This window comes from Mycobacterium sp. NGS27 (assembly GCF_059813005.1).
On the sequence record NZ_JCALDT010000002.1, the window covers coordinates 261,794 to 281,819 of the forward strand.

The 20,026-nt window shown below is 67.6% G+C and carries 21 protein-coding genes, 1 tRNA gene and 1 other RNA gene; 14 read left to right on the plus strand and 9 right to left on the minus strand.

The window, feature by feature from the left end; translation table 11 throughout:
• Positions 1–38 precede the first annotated feature (38 nt).
• Positions 39–135: signal recognition particle sRNA small type (gene ffs, locus AC5Y30_RS05815), an RNA gene on the minus strand.
• Positions 136–211: 76 nt separating this feature from the next.
• Here ffs and AC5Y30_RS05820 point away from each other — a divergent pair.
• Together AC5Y30_RS05820 and lucA are read left to right on the plus strand one after the other, a co-directional pair.
• Positions 212–300 (plus strand) — tRNA-Ser (locus tag AC5Y30_RS05820).
• Between the two features lie 89 nt (positions 301–389).
• Positions 390–1,250 carry a lipid uptake coordinator LucA gene (lucA, locus tag AC5Y30_RS05825; RefSeq protein ID WP_499917160.1) on the plus strand — a complete coding sequence of 287 codons (861 nt, stop codon included), beginning with the start codon at positions 390–392 and terminating at the stop codon, positions 1,248–1,250.
• Here the strand turns inward: lucA and AC5Y30_RS05830 are convergent, their stop codons facing one another.
• Complete coding sequence (locus AC5Y30_RS05830; RefSeq protein WP_499917161.1) at positions 1,251–1,991, minus strand: enoyl-CoA hydratase/isomerase family protein; 741 nt, start codon at positions 1,989–1,991, stop codon at positions 1,251–1,253. It lies immediately after the preceding gene.
• Between the two features lie 14 nt (positions 1,992–2,005).
• Positions 2,006–2,386, minus strand: coding sequence for a hypothetical protein (locus AC5Y30_RS05835; RefSeq protein WP_499917162.1), 381 nt, complete (start codon positions 2,384–2,386; stop codon positions 2,006–2,008).
• Positions 2,387–2,562: 176 nt separating this feature from the next.
• On the opposite strand from AC5Y30_RS05835, the gene AC5Y30_RS05840 reads away from it, so the two are divergent.
• The 3 genes from AC5Y30_RS05840 to AC5Y30_RS05850 all read left to right on the plus strand — a co-directional run bounded on the left by AC5Y30_RS05840 (position 2,563) and on the right by AC5Y30_RS05850 (position 6,215).
• The gene (locus tag AC5Y30_RS05840; protein ID WP_499917647.1) at positions 2,563–3,021 is read left to right on the plus strand and encodes a lipoprotein LpqH; all 459 of its coding nucleotides are present in this window, start codon (positions 2,563–2,565) and stop codon (positions 3,019–3,021) included.
• A 96-nt stretch (positions 3,022–3,117) separates the two neighbouring features.
• Positions 3,118–4,836, plus strand: a complete 1,719-nt coding sequence (locus tag AC5Y30_RS05845) for a hypothetical protein (RefSeq protein WP_499917163.1) — start codon at positions 3,118–3,120, stop codon at positions 4,834–4,836.
• Positions 4,833–6,215 (plus strand): CHAT domain-containing protein, encoded by a 1,383-nt coding sequence (locus tag AC5Y30_RS05850; RefSeq protein ID WP_499917164.1) that lies wholly within the window; start codon positions 4,833–4,835, stop codon positions 6,213–6,215. The genes AC5Y30_RS05845 and AC5Y30_RS05850 overlap by 4 nt, the downstream gene beginning before the upstream one ends.
• Positions 6,216–6,218: 3 nt before the next feature.
• Here the strand turns inward: AC5Y30_RS05850 and AC5Y30_RS05855 are convergent, their stop codons facing one another.
• Positions 6,219–6,551 (minus strand): hypothetical protein, encoded by a 333-nt coding sequence (locus tag AC5Y30_RS05855; RefSeq protein WP_499917165.1) that lies wholly within the window; start codon positions 6,549–6,551, stop codon positions 6,219–6,221.
• A 44-nt stretch (positions 6,552–6,595) separates the two neighbouring features.
• Between AC5Y30_RS05855 and AC5Y30_RS05860 the strand changes: the two genes are divergently transcribed.
• Genes AC5Y30_RS05860 through AC5Y30_RS05870 form a run of 3 tightly spaced genes read left to right on the plus strand, consistent with a single transcriptional unit; the run spans position 6,596 to position 10,157 of the window.
• Complete coding sequence (locus AC5Y30_RS05860) at positions 6,596–7,924, plus strand: hypothetical protein (protein WP_499917166.1); 1,329 nt, start codon at positions 6,596–6,598, stop codon at positions 7,922–7,924.
• The gene (locus tag AC5Y30_RS05865) at positions 7,921–9,060 is read left to right on the plus strand and encodes a hypothetical protein (RefSeq protein ID WP_499917167.1); all 1,140 of its coding nucleotides are present in this window, start codon (positions 7,921–7,923) and stop codon (positions 9,058–9,060) included. The genes AC5Y30_RS05860 and AC5Y30_RS05865 overlap by 4 nt, the downstream gene beginning before the upstream one ends.
• Positions 9,061–9,098: 38 nt before the next feature.
• On the plus strand, positions 9,099–10,157 hold the full coding sequence (locus AC5Y30_RS05870) for an NAD(P)H-dependent amine dehydrogenase family protein (RefSeq protein WP_499917168.1): 1,059 nt from the start codon (positions 9,099–9,101) through the stop codon (positions 10,155–10,157).
• Positions 10,158–10,163: 6 nt separating this feature from the next.
• Here the strand turns inward: AC5Y30_RS05870 and lipL are convergent, their stop codons facing one another.
• Both lipL and AC5Y30_RS05880 read right to left on the minus strand, forming a co-directional pair.
• Complete coding sequence (lipL, locus tag AC5Y30_RS05875) at positions 10,164–11,465, minus strand: esterase/beta-lactamase LipL (RefSeq protein WP_499917169.1); 1,302 nt, start codon at positions 11,463–11,465, stop codon at positions 10,164–10,166.
• Between the two features lie 39 nt (positions 11,466–11,504).
• Positions 11,505–11,657, minus strand: coding sequence for a hypothetical protein (locus tag AC5Y30_RS05880; RefSeq protein ID WP_499917694.1), 153 nt, complete (start codon positions 11,655–11,657; stop codon positions 11,505–11,507).
• A 60-nt stretch (positions 11,658–11,717) separates the two neighbouring features.
• Here AC5Y30_RS05880 and AC5Y30_RS05885 point away from each other — a divergent pair, with 60 nt between their 5' ends.
• The 3 genes from AC5Y30_RS05885 to AC5Y30_RS05895 are packed head-to-tail and all read left to right on the plus strand — an operon-like array spanning position 11,718 to position 13,593.
• Positions 11,718–11,891 carry a CsbD family protein gene (locus tag AC5Y30_RS05885; RefSeq protein ID WP_046182002.1) on the plus strand — a complete coding sequence of 58 codons (174 nt, stop codon included), beginning with the start codon at positions 11,718–11,720 and terminating at the stop codon, positions 11,889–11,891.
• A 23-nt stretch (positions 11,892–11,914) separates the two neighbouring features.
• Positions 11,915–12,580 carry a cutinase family protein gene (locus AC5Y30_RS05890; protein ID WP_499917170.1) on the plus strand — a complete coding sequence of 222 codons (666 nt, stop codon included), beginning with the start codon at positions 11,915–11,917 and terminating at the stop codon, positions 12,578–12,580.
• A gap of 26 nt (positions 12,581–12,606) precedes the next feature.
• A complete protein-coding gene (locus tag AC5Y30_RS05895) occupies positions 12,607–13,593 on the plus strand; it encodes an NAD-dependent epimerase/dehydratase family protein (RefSeq protein WP_499917171.1) in 987 nt (328 codons plus the stop codon).
• Positions 13,594–13,604: 11 nt separating this feature from the next.
• Here AC5Y30_RS05895 and AC5Y30_RS05900 read toward each other — a convergent pair whose 3' ends face one another.
• A complete protein-coding gene (locus AC5Y30_RS05900) occupies positions 13,605–13,994 on the minus strand; it encodes a PPOX class F420-dependent oxidoreductase (RefSeq protein WP_499917172.1) in 390 nt (129 codons plus the stop codon).
• Positions 13,995–14,427: 433 nt separating this feature from the next.
• On the opposite strand from AC5Y30_RS05900, the gene AC5Y30_RS05905 reads away from it, so the two are divergent.
• Complete coding sequence (locus tag AC5Y30_RS05905; protein WP_499917648.1) at positions 14,428–14,991, plus strand: TetR/AcrR family transcriptional regulator; 564 nt, start codon at positions 14,428–14,430, stop codon at positions 14,989–14,991.
• Positions 14,992–15,090: 99 nt separating this feature from the next.
• Here the strand turns inward: AC5Y30_RS05905 and AC5Y30_RS05910 are convergent, their stop codons facing one another.
• The gene (locus AC5Y30_RS05910; protein ID WP_499917173.1) at positions 15,091–16,290 is read right to left on the minus strand and encodes a cytochrome P450; all 1,200 of its coding nucleotides are present in this window, start codon (positions 16,288–16,290) and stop codon (positions 15,091–15,093) included.
• A 280-nt stretch (positions 16,291–16,570) separates the two neighbouring features.
• On the opposite strand from AC5Y30_RS05910, the gene AC5Y30_RS05915 reads away from it, so the two are divergent.
• Positions 16,571–17,188 (plus strand): cysteine hydrolase family protein, encoded by a 618-nt coding sequence (locus AC5Y30_RS05915; RefSeq protein ID WP_499917174.1) that lies wholly within the window; start codon positions 16,571–16,573, stop codon positions 17,186–17,188.
• 103 nt (positions 17,189–17,291) lie between these two features.
• A complete protein-coding gene (locus AC5Y30_RS05920; protein WP_499917175.1) occupies positions 17,292–18,122 on the plus strand; it encodes a rhomboid-like protein in 831 nt (276 codons plus the stop codon).
• Here AC5Y30_RS05920 and AC5Y30_RS05925 read toward each other — a convergent pair.
• Positions 18,063–20,015, minus strand: a complete 1,953-nt coding sequence (locus tag AC5Y30_RS05925) for a glycoside hydrolase family 172 protein (protein ID WP_499917649.1) — start codon at positions 20,013–20,015, stop codon at positions 18,063–18,065. The two genes, AC5Y30_RS05920 and AC5Y30_RS05925, sit on opposite strands and share 60 nt — an antisense overlap.
• Positions 20,016–20,026: the final 11 nt, after the last annotated feature.

Consider the following 20,026-nt stretch of genomic DNA (forward strand, 5'->3'; position numbering starts at 1 on the left):
CGCGGCGGAGCCGGGCGAAGCGGGTCGCCACTCATCGGACATAGGGGACCCCGCGCACCCGACAGAGCCCATTGACCCTTGCTGCCTTCCGGCCCTGGGGGAGTTCACAGGATAGACGCCGCGCGGGGTCCAGCGACGAGTGTAATACCCGCCTCGGAGTCGACGTTGAGCAACTGGCGGGGGTCATCTGGCCCTCGGTTACCATGGCCACGGAGGATTCGCCTAGTGGCCTATGGCGCTCGCCTGGAACGCGGGTTGGGTTAACAGCCCTCGCGGGTTCAAATCCCGCATCCTCCGCCATTGGTCCGCCAAGCGGACACGTACGAATTGATATGGATTCGGGTCGGCCGGCTTTAGGCTGGCGTGGACTCACCAGCACGAGGAGGGGTATGGGGCGCAAGGTCGCCATCCCGTGGCACGCGTCATTTTCGATCGCTGCCGGCGTCCTCTACTTCTTTTTCGTGTTGCCGCGTTGGCCCGAGCTGATGGGCGACACCGCACACTCGCTGGGGACTTCGCTGCGCATCGTGACGGGTGCGCTGATTGCGCTCGCGGCGCTGCCCGTGGTGTTCACGCTGCTGCGCACCCGCAAGCCCGAGTTGGGGACGCCGCAGCTGGCCCTGTCCATCAGGATCTGGTCGATCGTGGCCCACGTGCTGGCCGGGGTGCTGATCATCGGGACGGCGATCAGCGAGATCTGGCTGAGCCTGGACGCCGCGGGGCGGTGGTTGTTCGGGATCTACGGGGCGGCCGCCGCGATCGCATTGCTCGGCATTTTCGCCTTCTACCTCTCCTTCGTCGCCGAGCTACCCCCGCCGCCGCCCAAACCGATCAAGGCGAAGAAGCCCAAGGAGCGCCGCGTGCGGCGCAAGAAGGGCGCCGAAGCCGAAGCCGAAGCCGAAGCCGAAGCCGAAGCCGAAGAAACAGAAGAAGCCGACGAAGCCGACGAAGGCGCGCCGGACGAGGCGGAGGCCGCCGCTGCCGAAGCCGAAGAAACAGAAGAAGCCGAGGCGGCCGAGCCTGCGGCGGCCCCTACCGAAGTCACCGCGGAAACCGACGCTGAGGCGGCACCGGAGCCGGCGGCCGAGGCGACGCCCGTCAAAGACACCACCGAGCCGTCCGACGCGGCCGCCGACGAGTCGAAGGCCAAGCTGCGCAACCGGCGCCCGACCGGCAAGGGGTCACACCGGATGCGCCGCAGGCGCACTCGGGCCGGTGTGGCCGTAGACGAAAACACCGACGAGGAATAGTCAGCGCCGCCGTAGCTGCTCCACGTAGGCGGCGATACGGCGCAGCGTCTCGTCCGTCCCCCACATCCGGCGCACCTCGTCGTCGACGTCGCGGGCCTCGCGGATCCGCGCCATCGCCGGGGCGTGCAACTGATTCTTCGTCTGCCGGTAGGCGTCGGCGGGGATGCTGCCCAGGTCCGATGCCTCCGCCACGGCCGCCTCGACGAGCTCGTCGGCGACGATGCGGTGGGCCAATCCGCGGGCCACGGCCTCCGCGCCCCGATAGTTGCGGCCCCCGAGCAGCACCTCGTCGGCATGGATTCCGCAGGCGTAGCGCATGACCTCCAAGGCTGCGACCGGGAACGGCACCCCGACGCGCACCTCGGCCGCGCCGATCTGCGCCTCCGGGCCGATCAGGCGGCGGTCGCAGGCGCACGCGAGCACGCAGCCGCCCGCGATGGCGGCGCCGTTGATCGCGGCGACGGTCGGCCCCGGATAGCTGAACATCGCATCGAACGCCGCGGACAGCGCGGGGACCAGCCGATCGGTGTAGCCGGTGCCGCCCTGCACCACCCGATTGAGGTCGACGCCGGCGCTGAAGGCGCGGCCGGCGCCGGTGACCACCAGCGCGCCGGCGTCCGAACGCGCCAGCTCGCGCACCGCCAAAGTCAGCTCTTCGAGCAGCTCGACATCCTGCGCATTGACCGGACCGGACGACAGCGTCAGCACCTGCACGGTCCCGACGGTGCTGATGTCGATCATGATCATTCCTCCGATCAGCGGCTGACGGTCGCAAGGACCACGGGAATCGGCGTGTTCTCGTCGGTGTGATAGCTCGCGCAGACCCGGTGGTAGCCGTCGGCGATCTGCAACGCAACCCCGGCCATGAAGTCTCCGCGCACCAACAGGATGGGTGACAGCGGTAGGCCCTTTTCGATCTTGGTCAGGTCCGCGGCGACGTGGGGATTGTCCACCGGAAGCAGGCTCAGCTGCGCCGCCCGCAGAATGTCTTTTGCCTTCCGGTGCGCCACGGTCCCGGATTTCAGCTTTTTGATCACCTTCTTCACGGTTTGCTTGTCCGCAAGCATGGTGAGGTAGTCCGCCGCCGCCGGAAAGTCATGAGCCTCAGGCTTTTCCAGCCATTTCACGCTGAGCATCGCGTTACTCCCTTCGCCGGCTCCGACATCGACGCAGCCTACCGGTTCGGCCCCGCGAAATTTGGGATCGGTAGCAACCGAAGCGTTCTGTACTTGCGTCAGGACGACGCCATTGGGGCGGCGCACGAAGGAAGGAACCACAAGTGAAACGTCATCTCGCAGCTGCGATTGCGACCCTGGGCTGCGCCGCGGCTTCAGTGGCCTTGGTGGGGTGCTCGGGCGGCGGCCACAGCGCATCGCCCGCGTCGAGCACGACGGCCAGCGTCGCCACAGGCACCAATGCGCAAGTCAAGGTGGGCGGTACCGACCTGGCCGGCGTGAACCCCGCGTCGGTGACCTGTGTGCGGACCGGCGGCAAGATCAACATCGGCAGCGGCTCCACGGGCGGGGCCCAGCAGGCGCTGGCCGTCGTGATGACCGACGAGGCCACCCCGAAGGTCCAGTCGCTGGCCCTCGTTGTCGACGGCAACGCCCTGGCGGTCAGCGACAACATGGGCGCGAAGGTGGGTTCGGCCAACGTCGCGGTCGATGGCAAGACCTACACCATCACCGGTCAGGCCCAGGGTGCCGACATGAAGAATCCGATGGCGGGAATGATCACCAAGGACTTCAACATCAAGGTGTCCTGCGGCTGATCGGTTGCGGCCTCGAGCGGCGGACGTGCCTCACTCACGCGTCCGCCGCTCGCGGTTTGGCCAACCAGACGCCGCCCCCGGACTTATGATGCAGCCGTGTCGATCTCGGACGAATTGGCGAAGGCGCGTCGTATGGCGCTCGCCGCCGATGAGGCCGGTGCGCGGGATCTGCTGCTCTCGCTGATTCCGAGGATCGAGCGGGAGGATCGAGACGACTTCATGGTGGAAGCCCTTGCGCAGCTTGGGGAGATCTATCTCGCGCGCGGAGCCTACGACGGGGTCCGCGAATCCGTCCGCCGCATCCGGGACTGCGTGGCGATCTACGCCGGCATCGTCGCCGGCGATGAACGGGTGCGGCTGTCCGGCGCCGAGATCACACTGATGATCCGCCGCTACTCGCGGCGCGCCCAGTTCCTGCAGACCGGTCTGGCCGCGGCGCTGGGCGACCACGATGGCGCGGCGGCGGAGCTGGGGCGCTTGGGCGACAACGACTCCGGTTCGGAGCCCGGTGAACTCACCGACGAACACCGGTACCTGTGCACCCTGGCGCATGTCCTGTGCGCCACCGCGCTGTGCGACGACGACCTGCATGTCCGGTCGGTCCCATTGTGGCAGAACGTTCTTGACGGCCTCGAGCACACTGGCGGCGGCGCTGAGCGGTCCGACTATCTGTGGGTCGCCGCCGCGACCGGGTACGGCAGGTTCTGCGTGGAAACCGGTCGGTTGTCAGAAGCGGAGCCGTGGCTGCGCCGCGCCGAAGCGCGCGCGCGAACCAACGGCTGGGAATTGGCCACGGCCAGAGCGCAATTGGAGCGCGCCGCGGCGCGCTGGGGGGCGAACGACCACGCCGGCACCGAGGAGCTGGTGGGACAGGCCTATCCCGTCATCGCCCGTCATGACCGGGCCCACGACGTCGCCCGGTGCTGGCTGTACATGGGACTCACTCGGCTGGCAGCCGGCGCACTGGAGGCCGCCGACGAATGCTGGGAACACGCCGAGCGGCACTGGCGGGAGTTGGGAAAACCACTGCCCCTGCACCGCATCCTGTTGCAGCGCAGCTGGATCGCCATCTTCTGGAGCCACTTCTCGGACGCGGTCGAGCTGATCGCGCAGGCGCGGGAGCTGCTGGACTCCTCGCCGCGCAGCAGCTGGCTGCAATACGCCCAGCTCGACAATCATCTCGGCACGGTCTGGCGCGCGGATGCGTTGGCGGATCTCGGCTTCGACAGCTCGGGCGATCCCGATGAGACGCTGCAGGAAACGGAGGCGCGCCAGGCCGAGGGCCTCGGCGTCCTGCGCGGCGAGGTCGGCACACCGGAGTACTGGCGCGGGATGGCCAAGCTCGAGCAGGCCGCCGAGCTCAAGGTGCCGGCCGCGCTGGCCGTCGACTCGGTGCGGTATTCGATCGCCGACGCCGACGCGAGGGCCCGCTGGGCCACCGGCATTTCGGCGCCCATCCTGGCCGGCGCCTTCGCCGTGGCCTGGGAGTGGGAGAACACCACGCTGATCAGTGAGCTCGTCGAATACCACAGTGCGCGTGGAACTTTCGAGGGTCTGCAACGTCCGCGACTCGGCGAATGGGCCTCGACGGCCCTCGCGTCGGTGCCCGTCGACGCCGACGCCGAGCCCGCCGCCCTGTCCGCCGCCGGCCCATCCGTCGCGGCGGGCGCCTCGTTGACCAGGCTAGGAGCGTTGCCGCCCTTGCGGATGCAACCCGGGGAGGCGCCGATCCTGAGCCACTACCGCGCCCTGGCATTGCAGCGCTACGGGCGCGAGGTCACCGCGGCCGAGCCCGCTTGGTGCACGTGGCCGTGAGTGAGCCCGACCGGCCGACATTGACGCTGCGCTACGCCGACCTCGGGATCGCGACGTACGCCAGCCTCCAGATCGTCGGTCAGCCGTCGAGAACCGTCACGTGGGTGCTGGAAGAGCCGCTGCTGCTGGCCGCGCTGCAAGAACTCAGCGCCGCCCTGCCCGAGCCGCACGGTGACGAAACCCGGCGTGACGCCATCGAGCGCGCGCTGACCACCGGACCATTCGCCAAGCCGGACACCGAACTCACCGTCGCCTACATCCTCGGCGTGCTGCTGATCGGTGCGCCCGGGTGGCAGCTGTTGGCCGAATGCATGACCTCGCCCCGGGCGGTGCTGTTCGTCTCGCCCAGCGCGCGGCTGGCGCGAGTGCCCTGGGGACTGCTGGCGATTCCGAAATCGGGCCCCAGCAAAGAGGAACTGGTGCGTGCGCGCCAGGACGCGATCACCGCGAGCGGCCGCGCCGCGGCCCAAATCCCTTGGCGGCTGGACAACATCGACGAGTTGACCGACGGCCATCGGCTGATGGAGTTGGTCGACGTGCTGATGGCGGTGCCGCCCAACATCGTGCACTCGCCGCGCACGCCCGCCGGCTGGGACGCCCGGCGCGGCGGGCCACCGCTGCTGGTTCTCGACCCACGGGTGCCGGGGCAGCGACCGGACTCCGCGCTCGGCTCGGTGCTGGGCAGGCCATCGCCGCACACGCCGCTGGCGCGGCACTTCGCCGAACTCCTCGAACGGCGTCCCGTCCTGCCGCATGCCGACACCGTGGTCGACCTGTTCCGTCGCCAAGATGCCGATCGCGCCTGGCTGGCCGGCCTGCTCGCTCAAACCCCTTGCCGGCTGCTCTATGTCGGGCACGCGAGTTCGGCGACCGAACAACACGACGGGGGAACTCGGGCGGACCGGGCGGCCCTTCACCTGGCCGACACGGCGGCTATCCCCGGGGATGCCAACACAATCGGCGATCACCGCCCGCTGACCGCCTCGGATCTGATGGCCCTTCGATTGCCGATGCCGCCGCGCGTGGCGCTGCTGGCGTGCGGCTCGGGGGGTGACTATCAATTCGATGAGGCGACCGGGGTGGTGGCGGCGATGATCCTCAACGGCGCGCAGTTGGTGACCGCCACCTTGTGGTCGCTGCCGACGACGGCCGCGTATCGGCAATTTGAGTCGCGCGATGCGCTGGGCGCGCAGCAGGCCGACCCGATGGCGGATCTGGTGGCCGCGGTGGACGCTTCGCACGATGTCGCGCCGGAGGCGGGATGCGAGGTGAACCGTTGGCAGCGGGAACAGCTGCGGCGCTGGCGCGGCGGTGATGTCAGCGCCAGCCCGCTGTATTGGGCCGCCCTGGTCACGTTCGCGGTTGACGGCGCCCGCTGACGCTCACAGCGACGCCACCCAGGCCGCGTGGACGGCCAGCACATCGTCGGGCAGCGAAAGCTCCTCGCGTGCCGTCGGATCGAAGGCCACCAGCACGAGCAGGCCCGGCCGCAGCATGGATAGGTCGCGACCACCCTCGCGTCGCGCCAGCTTGCCGATGAACGTCTCACCCGAGACGGCCACCACCTCGATGAACGCCTGACGTTTGACCTTGCGCACGGTGCCGACCCCGACGGTACGGTTTCCCGCATCCCCGCGACGGCGGGACCCGAACCATTCACCCGACAGCTTGTTCATGCGACCAGGGTGCTGCCGAATACCGGCTACCGAACCCAACTTTGTGGCTGCCGCAAACTTTGCGATGGCCCTATTCTGTGCTGATGAGCGCCGAACCGCAGGTAGCGACCGCCGTGGGGGGTGAGGCGGTGGGCCAGCCGCGGCGGTTGGTTATCGAGGCGGCCTGGCGCGCCATCGGTCCGGGTGTGGAGGCTTTCAGCGCCGACGACGGGGGTCCGCTGAGCCGGACCGTCAAACGCATCATCGACCCATTGGTGCTGCGACTGCGCGGCAATCCGGCGTATTCGGCCCCGGTCGTGACGCGCGAGACGGCACGCGCCATGCACGACCTCATCGTCGGCAGTGGTTCCGAATTACGCTCGGCCGCAGCCTGGTTCGAGGCGCTCAAACTGGAGCGCCGCCGGCAGCGGATACGCAGCGGGAACGCCCAGGAATTGTACTTTCCGGTCTGCTTCGAGCTCGCCGTCACGAAAGGCGCACCGACGCCGCATGATTACGCGACGGCGGCGGCGGTGCTCGGTGACATCCACCGGGATCGCGATCGCACCGCGATCGAGGTGCTGCACCGATACGTGGCGGACGCCGAGGTCGTTGCCAGGCTGGCCAAGCAGTTGGAACGCAGTTGGCGCGACGTGCGGGCGGGCGAGGCCGTCGTCGACTCGTTGCGGGGCGAGCTCGACACGGTGTTGGGCGCGGCCGGCAGCCATGGCGCCGCGGCGGCACGTCAGCGCGTCTGGTCGGCGATGATCGCCGGCACCACCCCGTATAACATGGGTGCGCTGGCCCGCACCGACACGACGCGGCTGCCATGGTCGATCGTCGAGCTGGGCTTGAGTTCGATTGCGCCGCAGCGTCCTCCGGCGATCTCCCGGGGTACGGATGGGGACCGCCCGCTGGACCGCAGCATCGTGGACCGCGTGCGCGCGACCCTGCGCCGCGCCCTGGATCGCGACGCGCTGCCCGAAATCCCGTTGCTGTGCGAGGAAGAAGTCGACCGGGCCTGCGCGCCGTGGGGGCTGCTGGCCGAAGACAAACAAGCCACTTTGGTGGCCGGCATCGAGGTCGCGGTGCAGCTGGCTCCGCTGGACCCATCCGCTTCTTGCCGCTATGACTTGGCGACCCAGATTCAGGCACGACTTCGCAAGGAAGCCTACGTGTTACACGCCCGGCGCTATCTGGCCGACAACGGACCGATTCATCCGCGCCAACAACAGGTGGTCGACGACCTGGGCGCCTACGCGCAGCCGTACCTGAGCCGGCTGTGGGCCCGGCTGCATGGTCGCGACGTCTGGCAGGAACCCTGTGCCGACGTCGACGACGTGCGCGCACTGCTCGACGGGGTGGCGCGCTCGGTGAGCCTCGACCACCGGCAACGAATCAAATCGATGCTGGAATTGCAGGTGGCCGGATGAGACTTGTTGCTGATGCCGGGCTTTGGAGCACCTGGCCCGTCGATGCGCCCGTCGCGACGCCACTGGTCGCGCTGCTCGAAGTCAGCGGCGCGGTGCTGTCCTGGTCGGTGGACGATCCCGACGATGCGGCTCCGCACATCACGTTCACCGATGTGTCGCGCGCGGACTGGTTGTGGCGGATCTTCGGCGAGGCCGGCCATGTCGCGCTGGTGTCGGCCATGAACCACACGACCGGGCGCCCCCACAGCATCGAGCTCACCGGCGTCGAGCTGGTGCCGGGCTCGATCGCCCCGCTGCGCAGGCTGGCCATCGGGCATTGGCTGCGCCGGTGGTGGCCGGCCAGCAGGCAGGACGGCATCGCCGGCCTGGACCGCGCGCTGCTCGATACCGAGGTCGCGCTGTTGACCGCCGGGGCGCAGAGCTTCTTTCCCGACGACACCCTGGACTCCGATGTGGCGCAGCTGCTGGCGCCGCACGCCGCCGCGCTGATAGGCCATGTCCGCAGCGATGATTCACGGATCGTCGACCTGGTACGTGCCGGTGCCGGGCTCGCCGACGAATTCGGCGCGGACGGCGATCGGTGGTCCGAATTGATTGCGGCAGTTGATGATACGGACGTGATCATTGCCCCGCCGAGCGATCGTCGCGACGATTACGCGCTGGCCGCCGGTGCCGGCGCGGGTCCGCGCGGCGCGGGCGTGATAGCACGGGGCGTCGCGTCCATCGCCTGGAGCGGGGTTCCCCCCGCGATCTTCGACGCCGCCGAGAGCACCGTCGACTGGAGCATCGAGTCCGGCGGCACGGGGGTGGTCGCCGTCGTGCAGGCGGCCGTCATCGGGCCGGACCCGGCAACCGGCCTACCGGTGCGGCTGCGCTCGGCGCCCATCGACGGCACCGGCACCCTGGACGCGACCGGGCGCGCCACCCTTGCGCTGAAAGACGCCCAGCGGCGCGCCCTGACGGAGTCGGCGGCATGGGACCACGATTGGTCGACGACATCGGTGGTCGTCGGCGCCGAAACAGCCGAAGCCGCCGAAATGCGGGAGCGGGCGCGCCGGTGGGCGCGGGCGCGCCAGGACCTGCCGCCGCGAGACGCGTTCCTGGCCGAGATTCTGGCGTCGGAATCTGCCTATTAGGTCTACTAAGAACCCCGCTCATTCCCTATGCTGAGCGAGTGCCAAACACCTATCGCGTCGTTCAGTGGAACACCGGAAACGTCGGCAAGAGCTCACTGAAATCGATCGTCACCAACCCCACGCTGGAATTGGTCGGCTGCTACGCCTGGTCACCGGAGAAGGCCGGCCGCGACGCCGGCGAACTCGTCGGCATCGAGCCGCTCGGCATCAAGGCGACCAACGACATCGACGAGCTGCTGGCGCTCAAGCCGGACTGTGTGGTCTACAACCCGATGTGGATCAACGTCGACGAGCTTGTCCGCATCCTGTCCGCCGGCGTCAACGTGGTGACCACCGCCTCGTTCATCACCGGACACAACCTCGGCGACGGCCGTGACCGTATCTTGGAGGCCTGCGACAAGGGCGGTTCCACCATCTTCGGCTCGGGTGTCAGCCCGGGCTTCGCCGAACTGTTGGCCATCGTGTCGGCCATGGTGTGCAACCGGATCGACAAGGTCACCGTCAACGAGGCCGCCGACACCACCTTCTATGACTCGCCGGAGACCGAGAAGCCCGTCGGCTTCGGCCAGCCGATCGACCATCCCGACCTGCCGGCGATGGCCGCGAAGGGCACGGCCATTTTCGGCGAGGCCGTCCGGCTGGTGGGCGACGCGCTCGGAATCGAGCTGGACGAGGTGCGCTGTGTCGCCGAGTTCGCCCAGACCACCGAGGACCTGGTCATGGCTTCCTGGACCATCCCCGCGGGACACGTCGCGGGGACCTACATCAGCTGGCAGGGCATCGTCAACGGCAAGGTCCTGATCGACCTCAACGTCCGGTGGAGGAAGGGGCAGACCCTGGAACCCGACTGGAAGATCGAGCAGGACGGCTGGGTCATCCAGGTCGACGGCCAGCCCACGGTCACCACCAAGGTCGGCTTCCTGCCGCCGCCGTACTTCGAGGCCACCACGCTCGAGGAATTCATGGACCTCGGACACATCATGACGGCGGTGCCCGCCATCAACGGGATCGCCGCCGTCGTCGCCGCGGCGCCGGGAATCGCCACCTACGCCGATCTTCCGCTGACACTGCCGCGCGGCAACGCCTACGTCGGATAGCCCGGTTCAGCCCTCGCCCGCCGCCATGGCCTCGCCGACATTCGCCCGTCGCCGAGCGGGTTTGGCGTAGCGGGCGCCCAGGGACGGCACCGCGAGCGGGCCTTGGTCACGGACCGCCTCGATGGCGTTGCGCAGCGGACGGGCAAGGCCCGCAAAGGATCCCATGTCGAACAGCAGCGGCGTCAACAGCCGGTTGTGGACGAACCCGAAGGCGCTGCCCGTCTCTGGGTCGGCCCAGCCGAGTGTTCCGCCCAGGCCGACGTGACCGAAACCGCGGAGCAAACCGGGAACCGGCGACTCGTGGTAGCCCAGGTGAAAAGGCATGGGCACCACCATGTTCGCGTCGGGCCACTTGCGGCGCGCCTGCCCGGCCAGCCCGCGGGTCAGGTCCTCGGAGAGGAACTTCTTTCCGTCGATGCGGCCGTCGTTGGCCAGGACAGCGAACATCTTGGCGAGGCCCCGACCGGTGACCACGCCGTTGGCGGCGGGGATCTCGCCGTCCAGGAACGGGGTGTCGCCTTTGATCAGGGAGATGACGCCGGGGAAGTACATCGCGCCCAGCGCGCCGGAGAACGGCAGGCCGGCCACCCGCGGCGCGATGAAGCTGAATACCGGTGCGCGCAGCCTGCCCTGCGGTATCAGGATCTGGGCCGCCGTGGTCGGTGAGCCTTGCGGTGGGCGCCCCAGGTGCAACCCGTCGGTGTTGAGCGGACGCGCCACCTCCTGGCGGATCAGCTCGCGCATGCCCTTGCCGGTCACCGCCCTGGCCAGACCGGACAGCAACCACCCGTAGGTGAGCGCGTGGTAGGCCTGCACACCGCGCAGGTGATCGACCGGCGCCGCCGCCAGCCGCTCCTCCATGAGGAGGTGGTCCATCAGTTCCGTCTTGCTGACCCCGCGCAGGTGTGACAGCCCGGACCGGTGCCGCAGGACGTCGCGGACCGTGATCTCGGCCTTCCCGTTGGCGGCGAAGTCGGGCCAGTAGTCGGCGACGGGCGCGTCATAGGAGAGCAGGCCGCGGTCGGCGAGCCGGTGAATCACCGTGGAGGCGACCCCTTTGGTCGCCGAGAACACCATGGCGCCGGTGTCCGCCGTCCAGCGCTGGGTGCCGGCCCGGTCCGACCAGCCGGTCCAGACGTCCACGACGGGAATTCCGTCGACGTAGACGCTCAGCGCTCCCCCGCCGAACCGGCGACCGGGAAACAGCTGGGAGAACAGTCTGATGGCGCTCGCGAAACGAGGGTCGGCAGCACCGGACACACCGCGTGGCAAACCAGCGTCGGTGACCAGCAGAGTCGACGGCGTCACCGCGTCGCGACGCCTCGAGCGTTCACGAGCTTGAAGCTATCAGTCGTCCGGTGGCTCGGGTTTCGAACCGCGGCCTTCTTCGGTGGGTGAGTCCCCCAGATACCGCCTCAGCCGCAGCAGCTGATTGACCACCATGCCGATGCCGAGCAGCATCAACACCACCACTACTGCCACCACGATCGCGGTGCTCACCCGTCCATGATGACAGGGCGGGGGTTTCGATATCTCCTGTTGAGGGGTAGCCAGCACGCCATGAGCAACGAAGACAAGCTGAAGAACAAGATCGAGGACCTCGGGGGCCGCGCGAAGGAAGCCATCGGCAAGGCGACCGGCGACCACGACACCAGGGACGAGGGCAGGGCGGACCAGGCGAAGTCCAGCCTGAAGGACGCCGGCGAAAAGGTGAAGGACGCCTTCAAGAAGTAGTGAACATCCGCAAGCTATCGGCCATGTCGGCCGCGGCGCTGGCGGGTGCGTTCGTGGCGAGCGCGCCCGCCGCGTCCGCGGCGGCCGAGCCGTGTCCCGACGTCGAAGTCGTCTTCGCCCGGGGATCCGGGGAAGCGCCCGGTGTCGGCGGGATCGGTCGGCCGTTCATCGACGCGTTGCGCTCGCAGGTCGGCGGCAGATCACTGACCGTGTATCCAGTCAATTACCCTGCCAGCACTGACTTTTCCAGCCCTGACTTCCCGCTCACTGTGATCGACGGCATCCGGGACGCCAGTTCGCACCTCGAATCGATGGCGGCGAATTGCCCTAATACCAAAGAGGTGCTCGGCGGCTACTCGCAGGGCGCGGCGGTGGCGGGCTACACCACCTCGGCCGCCGTGCCCGCGGGCGTGCCCGCCTCCACCGTGCCCGCACCGATGCCGCCGGACGTCGCGAAGCACGTCGCCGCCGTGACATTATTCGGCACCCCATCGGGCCAGTTCCTGCAGAAGTACAACGCGCCGCCGCTGACCATCGGGCCGCTGTATCAGCCGAAGACGCTCGAACTGTGCGCGCAGGGCGATCCGATCTGCGGGAACGCCGACACCACCAACTTCGCCGCGCACACATCGTATCCGGTCAACGGCATGACGAACCAAGCCGCCAACTTCGCCTCCAGCCACCTCTAGATTTTGCGGTCTTGCACAATGAGCCCATGCGGGTTCTGATCACGGGTGGTACCGGTTTCGTCGGCGGGTGGACGGCCAAGGCAATCTCCGATGCGGGGCACTCCGTGCGATTCCTGGTCCGCAACCCCGACAAGCTGCACACCACCGTCGCCAAGCTGGGCGTCGACGTATCGGACTTCGCCGTCGCCGACATCATCGATCGCGTCGCGGTGCGCGCGGCCTTGCAGGGGTGCGACGCCGTCGTGCACAGCGCCGCGCTGGTCGCGACCGACCCGCGCCAGACACCCGAGATGCTCGCCACGAACATGCAGGGCGCTCAGAACGTGCTGGGCCAGTCCGTCGAGCTCGGCCTGGATCCCATCGTCCACGTGTCCAGTTTCACCGCGCTGTTCCATCCGGACCTGGAGACGCTGACCGCGGACCTGCCGGTGGTGGGCGGGGCGGACGGATACGGGACGTCGAAGGCGCAGGTCGAGATCTATGCGCGGGGGTTACAGGATGCGGGCGCGCCGGTCAACATCACCTATCCCGGCATGGTGCTCGGCCCGCCGGTCGGCGACCAATTCGGTGAGGCCGGCGAGGGGGTGCGGGCGGCCGTGCAGATGCACGCGATCCCCGGCCGCAGCGCCGCGTGGCTGATCGTCGACGTCCGCGATCTGGCCGCGCTCCACACGGCGTTGCTCGAGCCCGGGCGCGGGCCACGCCGCTACACCGCCGGCGGTCATCGGGTGCCCGCGGCCGACCTCGCGAACCTGCTCGGGGAGGTTGCCGGGACGCCGATGGTCGCCGTCCCGATCCCGGACAGCGCGCTTCGCGTCGCGGGCGCGGTGCTGGATCGGGCGAACCGTTTCCTGCCCTTCGAAACGCCGTTCACCTGGGCCGGCATGCAGTACTACACGCAGATGCCGGCGTCCGACGATTCCCCGAGCGAACGGGACCTCGGCATCACCTTTCGCGATCCCAAGGAGACGGTGGCGGACACCTTCGCGGCGATGCGCGCCGAAGGCGGCTAGCACTGTGCGTCTCAGCCGGCCGGCTTGATTTCCAGGCCGACGTGCACCTTGTCGATGCCGCCGCGGACGATCGAGTGCGCGTAGAACCACGGCGCGTGGTACCAGTACCGCTTGAGGACGGCGTTGTAGACGCGTCGCGTCTCCGACTTCGGTAGCACCCTGGCTGTCGCTTCGACCTCGTCGCTCTTCGGCTTGCCCAGCGCGCCGCTCTTGGCGATCGTCACCCTGGGAGTGTTGTTGATTCGCTTGGTTTTCCACGAACCGTCGTCGGTGATCACCAAGAGCATGTCGTCGCCGTCGGGCACGCCCCAGATCGGTGTCGGTTTCGGACGGCCATCCTTGGTGAACGTCGTCAAGAGCAAGTACTTGGACTGAATAACGTCCTTGAAGCTGGGGGTCACGCGTCTTCCCTATCTATGAATGGAATGCCCCAAGCCTATCCCCGATAGTTAAGAAACTTAAACTTGACTAGTGGCGGCGCAGGTCATCCCATCGCGGCCGAAATGGATTGGCTCACCGGGCAACTGTCGATCCTTCGCGACCGTGGTCGGCTCGCCTGAAGCTTGACCACCGCGATGTCGGGTGCAAGCATGTCAGCTACCCCGTTTGGGCGATCGCCCAAACCAGCGGGCTGACGGTTTCTCGGAAATGAGACGGCTCCATGGCAAAGCGAACCAGGTACAGCGAATACCACGATCGGTACGCGAATTACCGGCGAGAGCTCGACCAAGACGGCATCCTGTTCATGGTCTGCCAGGCGCGCCGGCCGCGCGATAGGACCACAACGTGACGGCAGCCGAACGACCCAAGGCGCGCGACTCGACGACGCGCGACATGCTGGTGGCCGCGACGAGTCAGATCATGCTCGAGGAGGGCTACGCCGCGGCCACGTCGCGCCGCGTGGCCGCCAAGGCCGGCGTCAAACCGGCGTTGGTGCACTACTACTTCCCCACGATGGACGACCTGTATCTGGCCGTCTTCCGCCGCGGCGCGGCCGTGTACCTGGAGCGCCAGCAGGAGGCGCTGGCGTCCGACCGGCCGTTGCACGCCTTCTGGGATACCCTCATCGAGCCCAAGGACACCCGGCTACTGCTGGAGTTCATGGGACTTGCCAACCACCGCAAGGAGATTCGCGCCGAGATCGCCACGTGGTCGGACCGGTGGCGCGAGCAGCAGATCACCGCGCTGAACTTCATCATCCGCGAACACGACATCGACACCGACGAGTTCCCGCCCGCGGCCATCGCGGTCTTCATCGCCTCGATCGGCCGCACCCTGATCCTGGAAGAAGGGCTGGGATCCTCCGGGGGCCACCAAGCCGCCATCGCCCTGGTCAACCGGCTCCTGGACAAGTACGAGATGCCCGAGCCGAAGGGCCGCCGCGGCCGCAAGGGCTGAGCCGGCTAGCGTCGTCACCGAACGTGCACTGGGGGCGGGATTTCGGCCATTCTTCCGCCCTGAGATCACGTTCGGCGAGTTTCACGCACCCGTCCTCACTCAGGGCAAGACGACCCGCAGCCGCTCCCAGCCGCGCACGGTCGACGTCGACGCCAATTGTGCGGTGTCGTAATCGATGTCCCATTCGGGCCACCGGTTGAGGATCTCGTCGAGCGCGACGCGGCCCTCGAGGCGAGCCAGGTTGGCGCCCAGGCAGTAGTGCACACCTTTTCCGAACGTGATGTGTGAGATGTTGTCGCGGCGGATGTTGTAGGTGTCCGGATCGGTGTAGCGGCGGTGATCGCGATTGGCGGCGCCGAACAACAGCAGCATGGCGCTGCCCGCCGGGACCGTCGTGCCGTAGCACTCGAAATCCTTTGCCATCCAACGCGCGACGTGCGGACCGGTGGGCTCGAATCGCAGCGTCTCGTCGATGGTACGGGTCAACAGTGACCGGTCCTCGTAGACTTCGCGGCGCTGGTCGGGGTGCTCGGCGAGCACCTTGGCCAGCCAGCCGATCAGGCGGCCGGTGGTCTCGTTGCCCGCGCCGGCGACCACCTGCGTGTAGTGCAACACCTCTTTGCGAGTCAGCTTGCGGTGCACCCCGTTCTCGTCATCGAATTCGACATTGAGCAGAGTCGTCATCAGGTCATCAGAGGGGTTTTTGGAGCGCCAGTCGACATAGTCGGCATAGATCCGGCCGTCGGCGATGGAGTCGGCGTCGGCGACCTTCAACGGTGCGCCCGGCTTGGTGCGCAGGTTGGCATCGTTGGCGTCGCGCACCGAGATCTGTTCGGATTCCGGAATTCCCAGCAGCATGCCGATCACGCGCATCGGCATCATGGACGCCAGCTCGGCGATGATGTCGAAACCGCTGGATCCGACCAGCGGATCCAGGCAACATACGCAGTATTGCCGAATCTGGTCCTCGAGGGCGGCCATCCGGCGGGGGGTGAACACTCGCGACATCAGTCCGCGCAACCTGGAGTGTTCCGGCGGGTCCTGAAACATCATGACGCCGCCGGGCATGTCGAATTTCGACTGGACCAGCTCGAGGATGTCGCTTCGCCGGTTGGAGAACGTCTCCCAGTCGGCCAGTCCATGTTCGACGTCGGAATACCTTGACAGGGCCCAGAAGTCGTAGCGCTCGTTGTAGTAGATCGGCGCCTCTTCACGAAGCCGCGCATAGATCGGGTAGGGGTTGGCATTGATGTCGACGTCGTAGGGGTCGTAGTAGACGGTGTCGTTGGTGACGGTCATCGATGCTTTCCTTACTTCAGGCAGCTGCCGGCGGGCAGATCGCCGTGAGATCGTCCAGCGCAGCGGCGGGGACCGGCGATCCATTGAATGCACGACAGACGCCGACCATGGTGATCCTCGCCGTCCATCCGGCCCATGACATCCTCCACCCATCGACTTTGGGCGATCGCCCAAACGCGTGGCGCAGGCCATGTCTAGCAGCATCGCGACGAGTCCGTCAAGACCGCGGTGCGCCGACGATCTGCAGTTCATCATTCGGGCCGCGGGAGATGATGGTCCGATGGCGAATGACAAAGCGGCGACCGGCCTTCTGCTGATCGATCCCTACAACGATTTCATTTCCCCGGGCGGGAAAGTGTGGGATCGGTTGCGGGGCGTCATCGAGGGCAATGATTGCGTTACCCATATGCAGCAGGTGCTCGAGGCCGCCCGCGGGGCGAACCTGCGGGTCTTTTATGCGCTGCATCGTCGTTACCGGCCGGGCGACTACGAGACGTGGAAATACGTTGCGCCCGTGCAACGAGCGGCGTGGTCGCGCAAGACCTTCGAATACGGCAGTTGGGGCGGCGAGATCCGTCCCGGGTTCGAGCCGCAACCGGGCGACGTCGTCGCGCATGAGCATTGGTGTTCGAGCGGTTTCGCCAACACCGATCTGGACCTGCAACTCAAGCGTCACGGTATCGAGCGGGTCATCGTCATGGGTTTGATCGCGCACACCTGCGTCGAGGCGACGGTTCGATTCGCCGCCGAACTCGGTTATGACGTCACCGTGGTCCGGGATGCCACCGCCGACTACTCCGACACCGAAATGCGCGCCGCCCTCGAGGTGAACATGCCCAACTACGCCTCGGCCATCGTGACCGCCGACGAGGCCGTCGCTGCGATCACCTCCCTTTAAGGGCACGTCACAAGGCCGTCCACTCCGTGAAGATTTGCGGCACGGGTGTGAAGGCTTCGTTAAGAACGAGGCACGACGGCCGCGCGACCCGCACGGTAGACCTATGACAGCCGCCGCCACCCGCGACGGCGCCCTGCGTTGGACTGAGGCGCCGCTGCGTGCCGTGCCCGGCGCGGCATCGGTGCGGGTGACGGCCACCTATGCGGTCACCCTGCTCGGCGTCTATCTCATCCTGGCGGCGCTCGGTCCACACGCTCACGAGGTGGCCGTAAGCCGAATGAGCACCAACGTGCACAATCTCGGGCGCGGACAGCTGGGCACCTTGATCGGGAGCGCATTCGTCAACGACGGCGGTGATCTGTTCTTCTGGTTGCCCGGGCTCGCCTGCCTATTGGCGTTGGGCGAACTGATGTGGTGCGGCCGGGGACTACTCCTGACCTTCGCCGTCGGCCACATCGGCGCCACGCTGATCGTCGCGGTCGGGCTGGTCGCCGCTATCGAAACGGGAATGCTGCCGGCCTCGGTCGCACGTGCCAGTGACGTGGGGATCAGTTATGGCGCGATGTGCGTGCTCGGCGCGTTCACGGCGGCGGTTCCCGCGCGCTGGCGCGGTGTCTGGGCGGGCTGGTGGCTGGGTGCCGCGGTGGTGGCGGCCGCGGGCGCGGACTTCACCGCCGTCGGCCACGTGGTGGCGTTGCTGCTCGGCATGGGGTTGTCGTTCCGGATGCGCCCGCTCACCTCATGGACACCCCTGCACCAGGCCCTGCTGGTGGTGGGCGTGACGTTCGGCTATCTCGTGCTCGCCGGGCCGTCGCTGCTGGCGCCGGTCGGCGGGCTGGCGGGCGCGCTCATCGGACTGGCCGGCAATCGCTCGCTAGTCAGAGGGCCCCGTCAGTGTGTCGACGCGGTAGCGGCCGGCGGTCCAGGGCGGTGAGCCCGCGGTCGGCGTCAAACTGACCGTCACCTGCGACTTGCCCGCGGTGACCGACCGCGGCACCAGGTAGGTGTCGTCGAGCCACCGGTGAAAGGTGTTGCTGCGCGGCTGCAGCCAGTTCCCGGTTGGCACGCCGTCGACCGCAACGTCGGCCGATTGGAAGCCGGCCGCTTGATCCGATGTGCGGCGCAGCAATAAGCCGTGGTTGTCCGGATCGATCTGGACGTGAAACGTGATCGCACCCTGGGCGCTACGCACCGAGCCGACGACGGGCAGGGTGTCCTGAGTGCCCTCGTATTCGCTGACCAGCAGCTGATCGATTGCGTCAGAATCGTTGTAGCCGTGCAGGACTCGGCTGATGGGGTCGGCGGGGCTGACGTCGTCTCCCCCGGTGACATCGGCGTCCGGCTGTGTGTAGAGGAATGCGGTTGAGCTGTAGTCGGGTTGGACCATGTTCCTCTTGCCGTGCTCGATGCCGAACCGGATCCCGGAGTGATAGCCGATCGCGTCGGCCAGCATGATCCGGTACACGGAGACGCAGTAGTCGGCGCACCCGCCCGTGGCCGTGCGTTGATCGGGTTGGCCGTTGAGCGGGTCGCTGAAGTGGGTGCCGTTCTTGAAGTACCAGCCACCCTCGTAGAGGTCCTCGGTGCCGGTTCCGTACCACTGCGGGGACGCGGATCCGTCGGTGTAGACCCGTTCGGCGCCTTCGAGAAAGTACGGTGCATCGTCACTGAATGCCGTTTTGGTTCGGTAGCCGTGAATGGTGTGACTGACGCCGACGAATTTTCCGTGCCCCTGTTCTTCGGCGAAAACCCAGTCCCGGCCGGGCGTCGTCGGTCCGGCATGTGAGCGCGCGGTGAAGTAGCCGGCGCGGCCGCCGGCCAGCGCGGGCGCCCACTGCGCGTCGGGGGTGGTGGCGACGTCGCTGGCTATCCCCGTCACCGGTTCGGCCCCCGCGTTGACGAGCGTGACGCGGGCCGACTCCGCGAAAGGCATTGGCCACCAATCGGATAACACTAACGACCCATCGGGTGCCGGGATGGTCGCGAACATCAGAGACCGCACGGGATTCGCGCCCAGTCCGGCGCCGAAGAACTCCCCGAGCGGCGAATCCACCGTGGTCCTGCCGTCGAACTCGATTTGCAGCCGCAATCCGGTCAACTGCTGGGCCGCCGGTTCGGGCAGCTGGAGCCTCAGCGCCGAGATGCTGGCCGATCCGGTCGATTCGGCGATGGTCTGCCCGGCGCCGGCGGGGAGATCGATGACCCGATTGCTGTGCGCGACGCCGGCGGCCGCAGGCTTGGGGTCGGTTGCGCCGGCGGACCGGAGCGTGTCCAGCACGTCGGACGCGGGTTCGGCTGGCGAGAACGTGTTCATCCCGTCGGCGTCGGGAAACTGGCGGTAATCGACGTGGTAGTACTCCAAATGTGATGCGACGCTGACCCGCATCGACCGCCGATAAGGCATCGGCACCTTGATGTAATCGCCTCCCGGCGATTGAGCGGCGTTGGCCACCAGCGGCCACACGAACGGGGCACCGAGGTTTCCGTCGACCAGCGATTGCAACGGAGTATCTACTACGGTCTGCCCGTCCAGCTCGATGCGGATGTTTCCAAGGGCACGAACGTTGCCGCCGTCGCGGGTCAGCCAGATCGAATCGATCTCTCCCGCACCGTGATCCTCCGCGATGACGCAGCCGGCACCGCCCGTCGCCAGGCACCCGCCACTGCCGTTGCGATTGCCCGTGGAGATATCGAAATCACCGCCGCTGCGATCAAAGCTCGACACCTGCAGGGTCTGCGATCCGGGGTTCAAGTAGGGCAACCGGTCCAACCGGCGGTAGGTGTCCCAGCCGACCATTCTTGCGCCGGATCGGTTCGTGTCGGGCATGGCCGGCTCCG

Excerpts from the sequence above, each read along its gene's own strand:
- lucA (WP_499917160.1), top strand. The coding sequence starts at position 390 with ATGGGGCGCAAGGTCGCCATCCCGTGGCACGCGTCATTTTCGATCGCT.
- AC5Y30_RS05830 (WP_499917161.1), bottom strand. The coding sequence starts at position 1,991 with ATGATCGACATCAGCACCGTCGGGACCGTGCAGGTGCTGACGCTGTCG.
- AC5Y30_RS05835 (WP_499917162.1), bottom strand. The coding sequence starts at position 2,386 with ATGCTCAGCGTGAAATGGCTGGAAAAGCCTGAGGCTCATGACTTTCCG.
- AC5Y30_RS05860 (WP_499917166.1), top strand. The coding sequence starts at position 6,596 with ATGAGCGCCGAACCGCAGGTAGCGACCGCCGTGGGGGGTGAGGCGGTG.
- AC5Y30_RS05865 (WP_499917167.1), top strand. The coding sequence starts at position 7,921 with ATGAGACTTGTTGCTGATGCCGGGCTTTGGAGCACCTGGCCCGTCGAT.
- AC5Y30_RS05885 (WP_046182002.1), top strand. The coding sequence starts at position 11,718 with ATGAGCAACGAAGACAAGCTGAAGAACAAGATCGAGGACCTCGGGGGC.
- AC5Y30_RS05890 (WP_499917170.1), top strand. The coding sequence starts at position 11,915 with ATGTCGGCCGCGGCGCTGGCGGGTGCGTTCGTGGCGAGCGCGCCCGCC.
- AC5Y30_RS05895 (WP_499917171.1), top strand. The coding sequence starts at position 12,607 with ATGCGGGTTCTGATCACGGGTGGTACCGGTTTCGTCGGCGGGTGGACG.
- AC5Y30_RS05905 (WP_499917648.1), top strand. The coding sequence starts at position 14,428 with ATGCTGGTGGCCGCGACGAGTCAGATCATGCTCGAGGAGGGCTACGCC.
- AC5Y30_RS05910 (WP_499917173.1), bottom strand. The coding sequence starts at position 16,290 with ATGACCGTCACCAACGACACCGTCTACTACGACCCCTACGACGTCGAC.
- AC5Y30_RS05915 (WP_499917174.1), top strand. The coding sequence starts at position 16,571 with ATGGCGAATGACAAAGCGGCGACCGGCCTTCTGCTGATCGATCCCTAC.
- AC5Y30_RS05920 (WP_499917175.1), top strand. The coding sequence starts at position 17,292 with ATGACAGCCGCCGCCACCCGCGACGGCGCCCTGCGTTGGACTGAGGCG.
- AC5Y30_RS05925 (WP_499917649.1), bottom strand. The coding sequence starts at position 20,015 with ATGCCCGACACGAACCGATCCGGCGCAAGAATGGTCGGCTGGGACACC.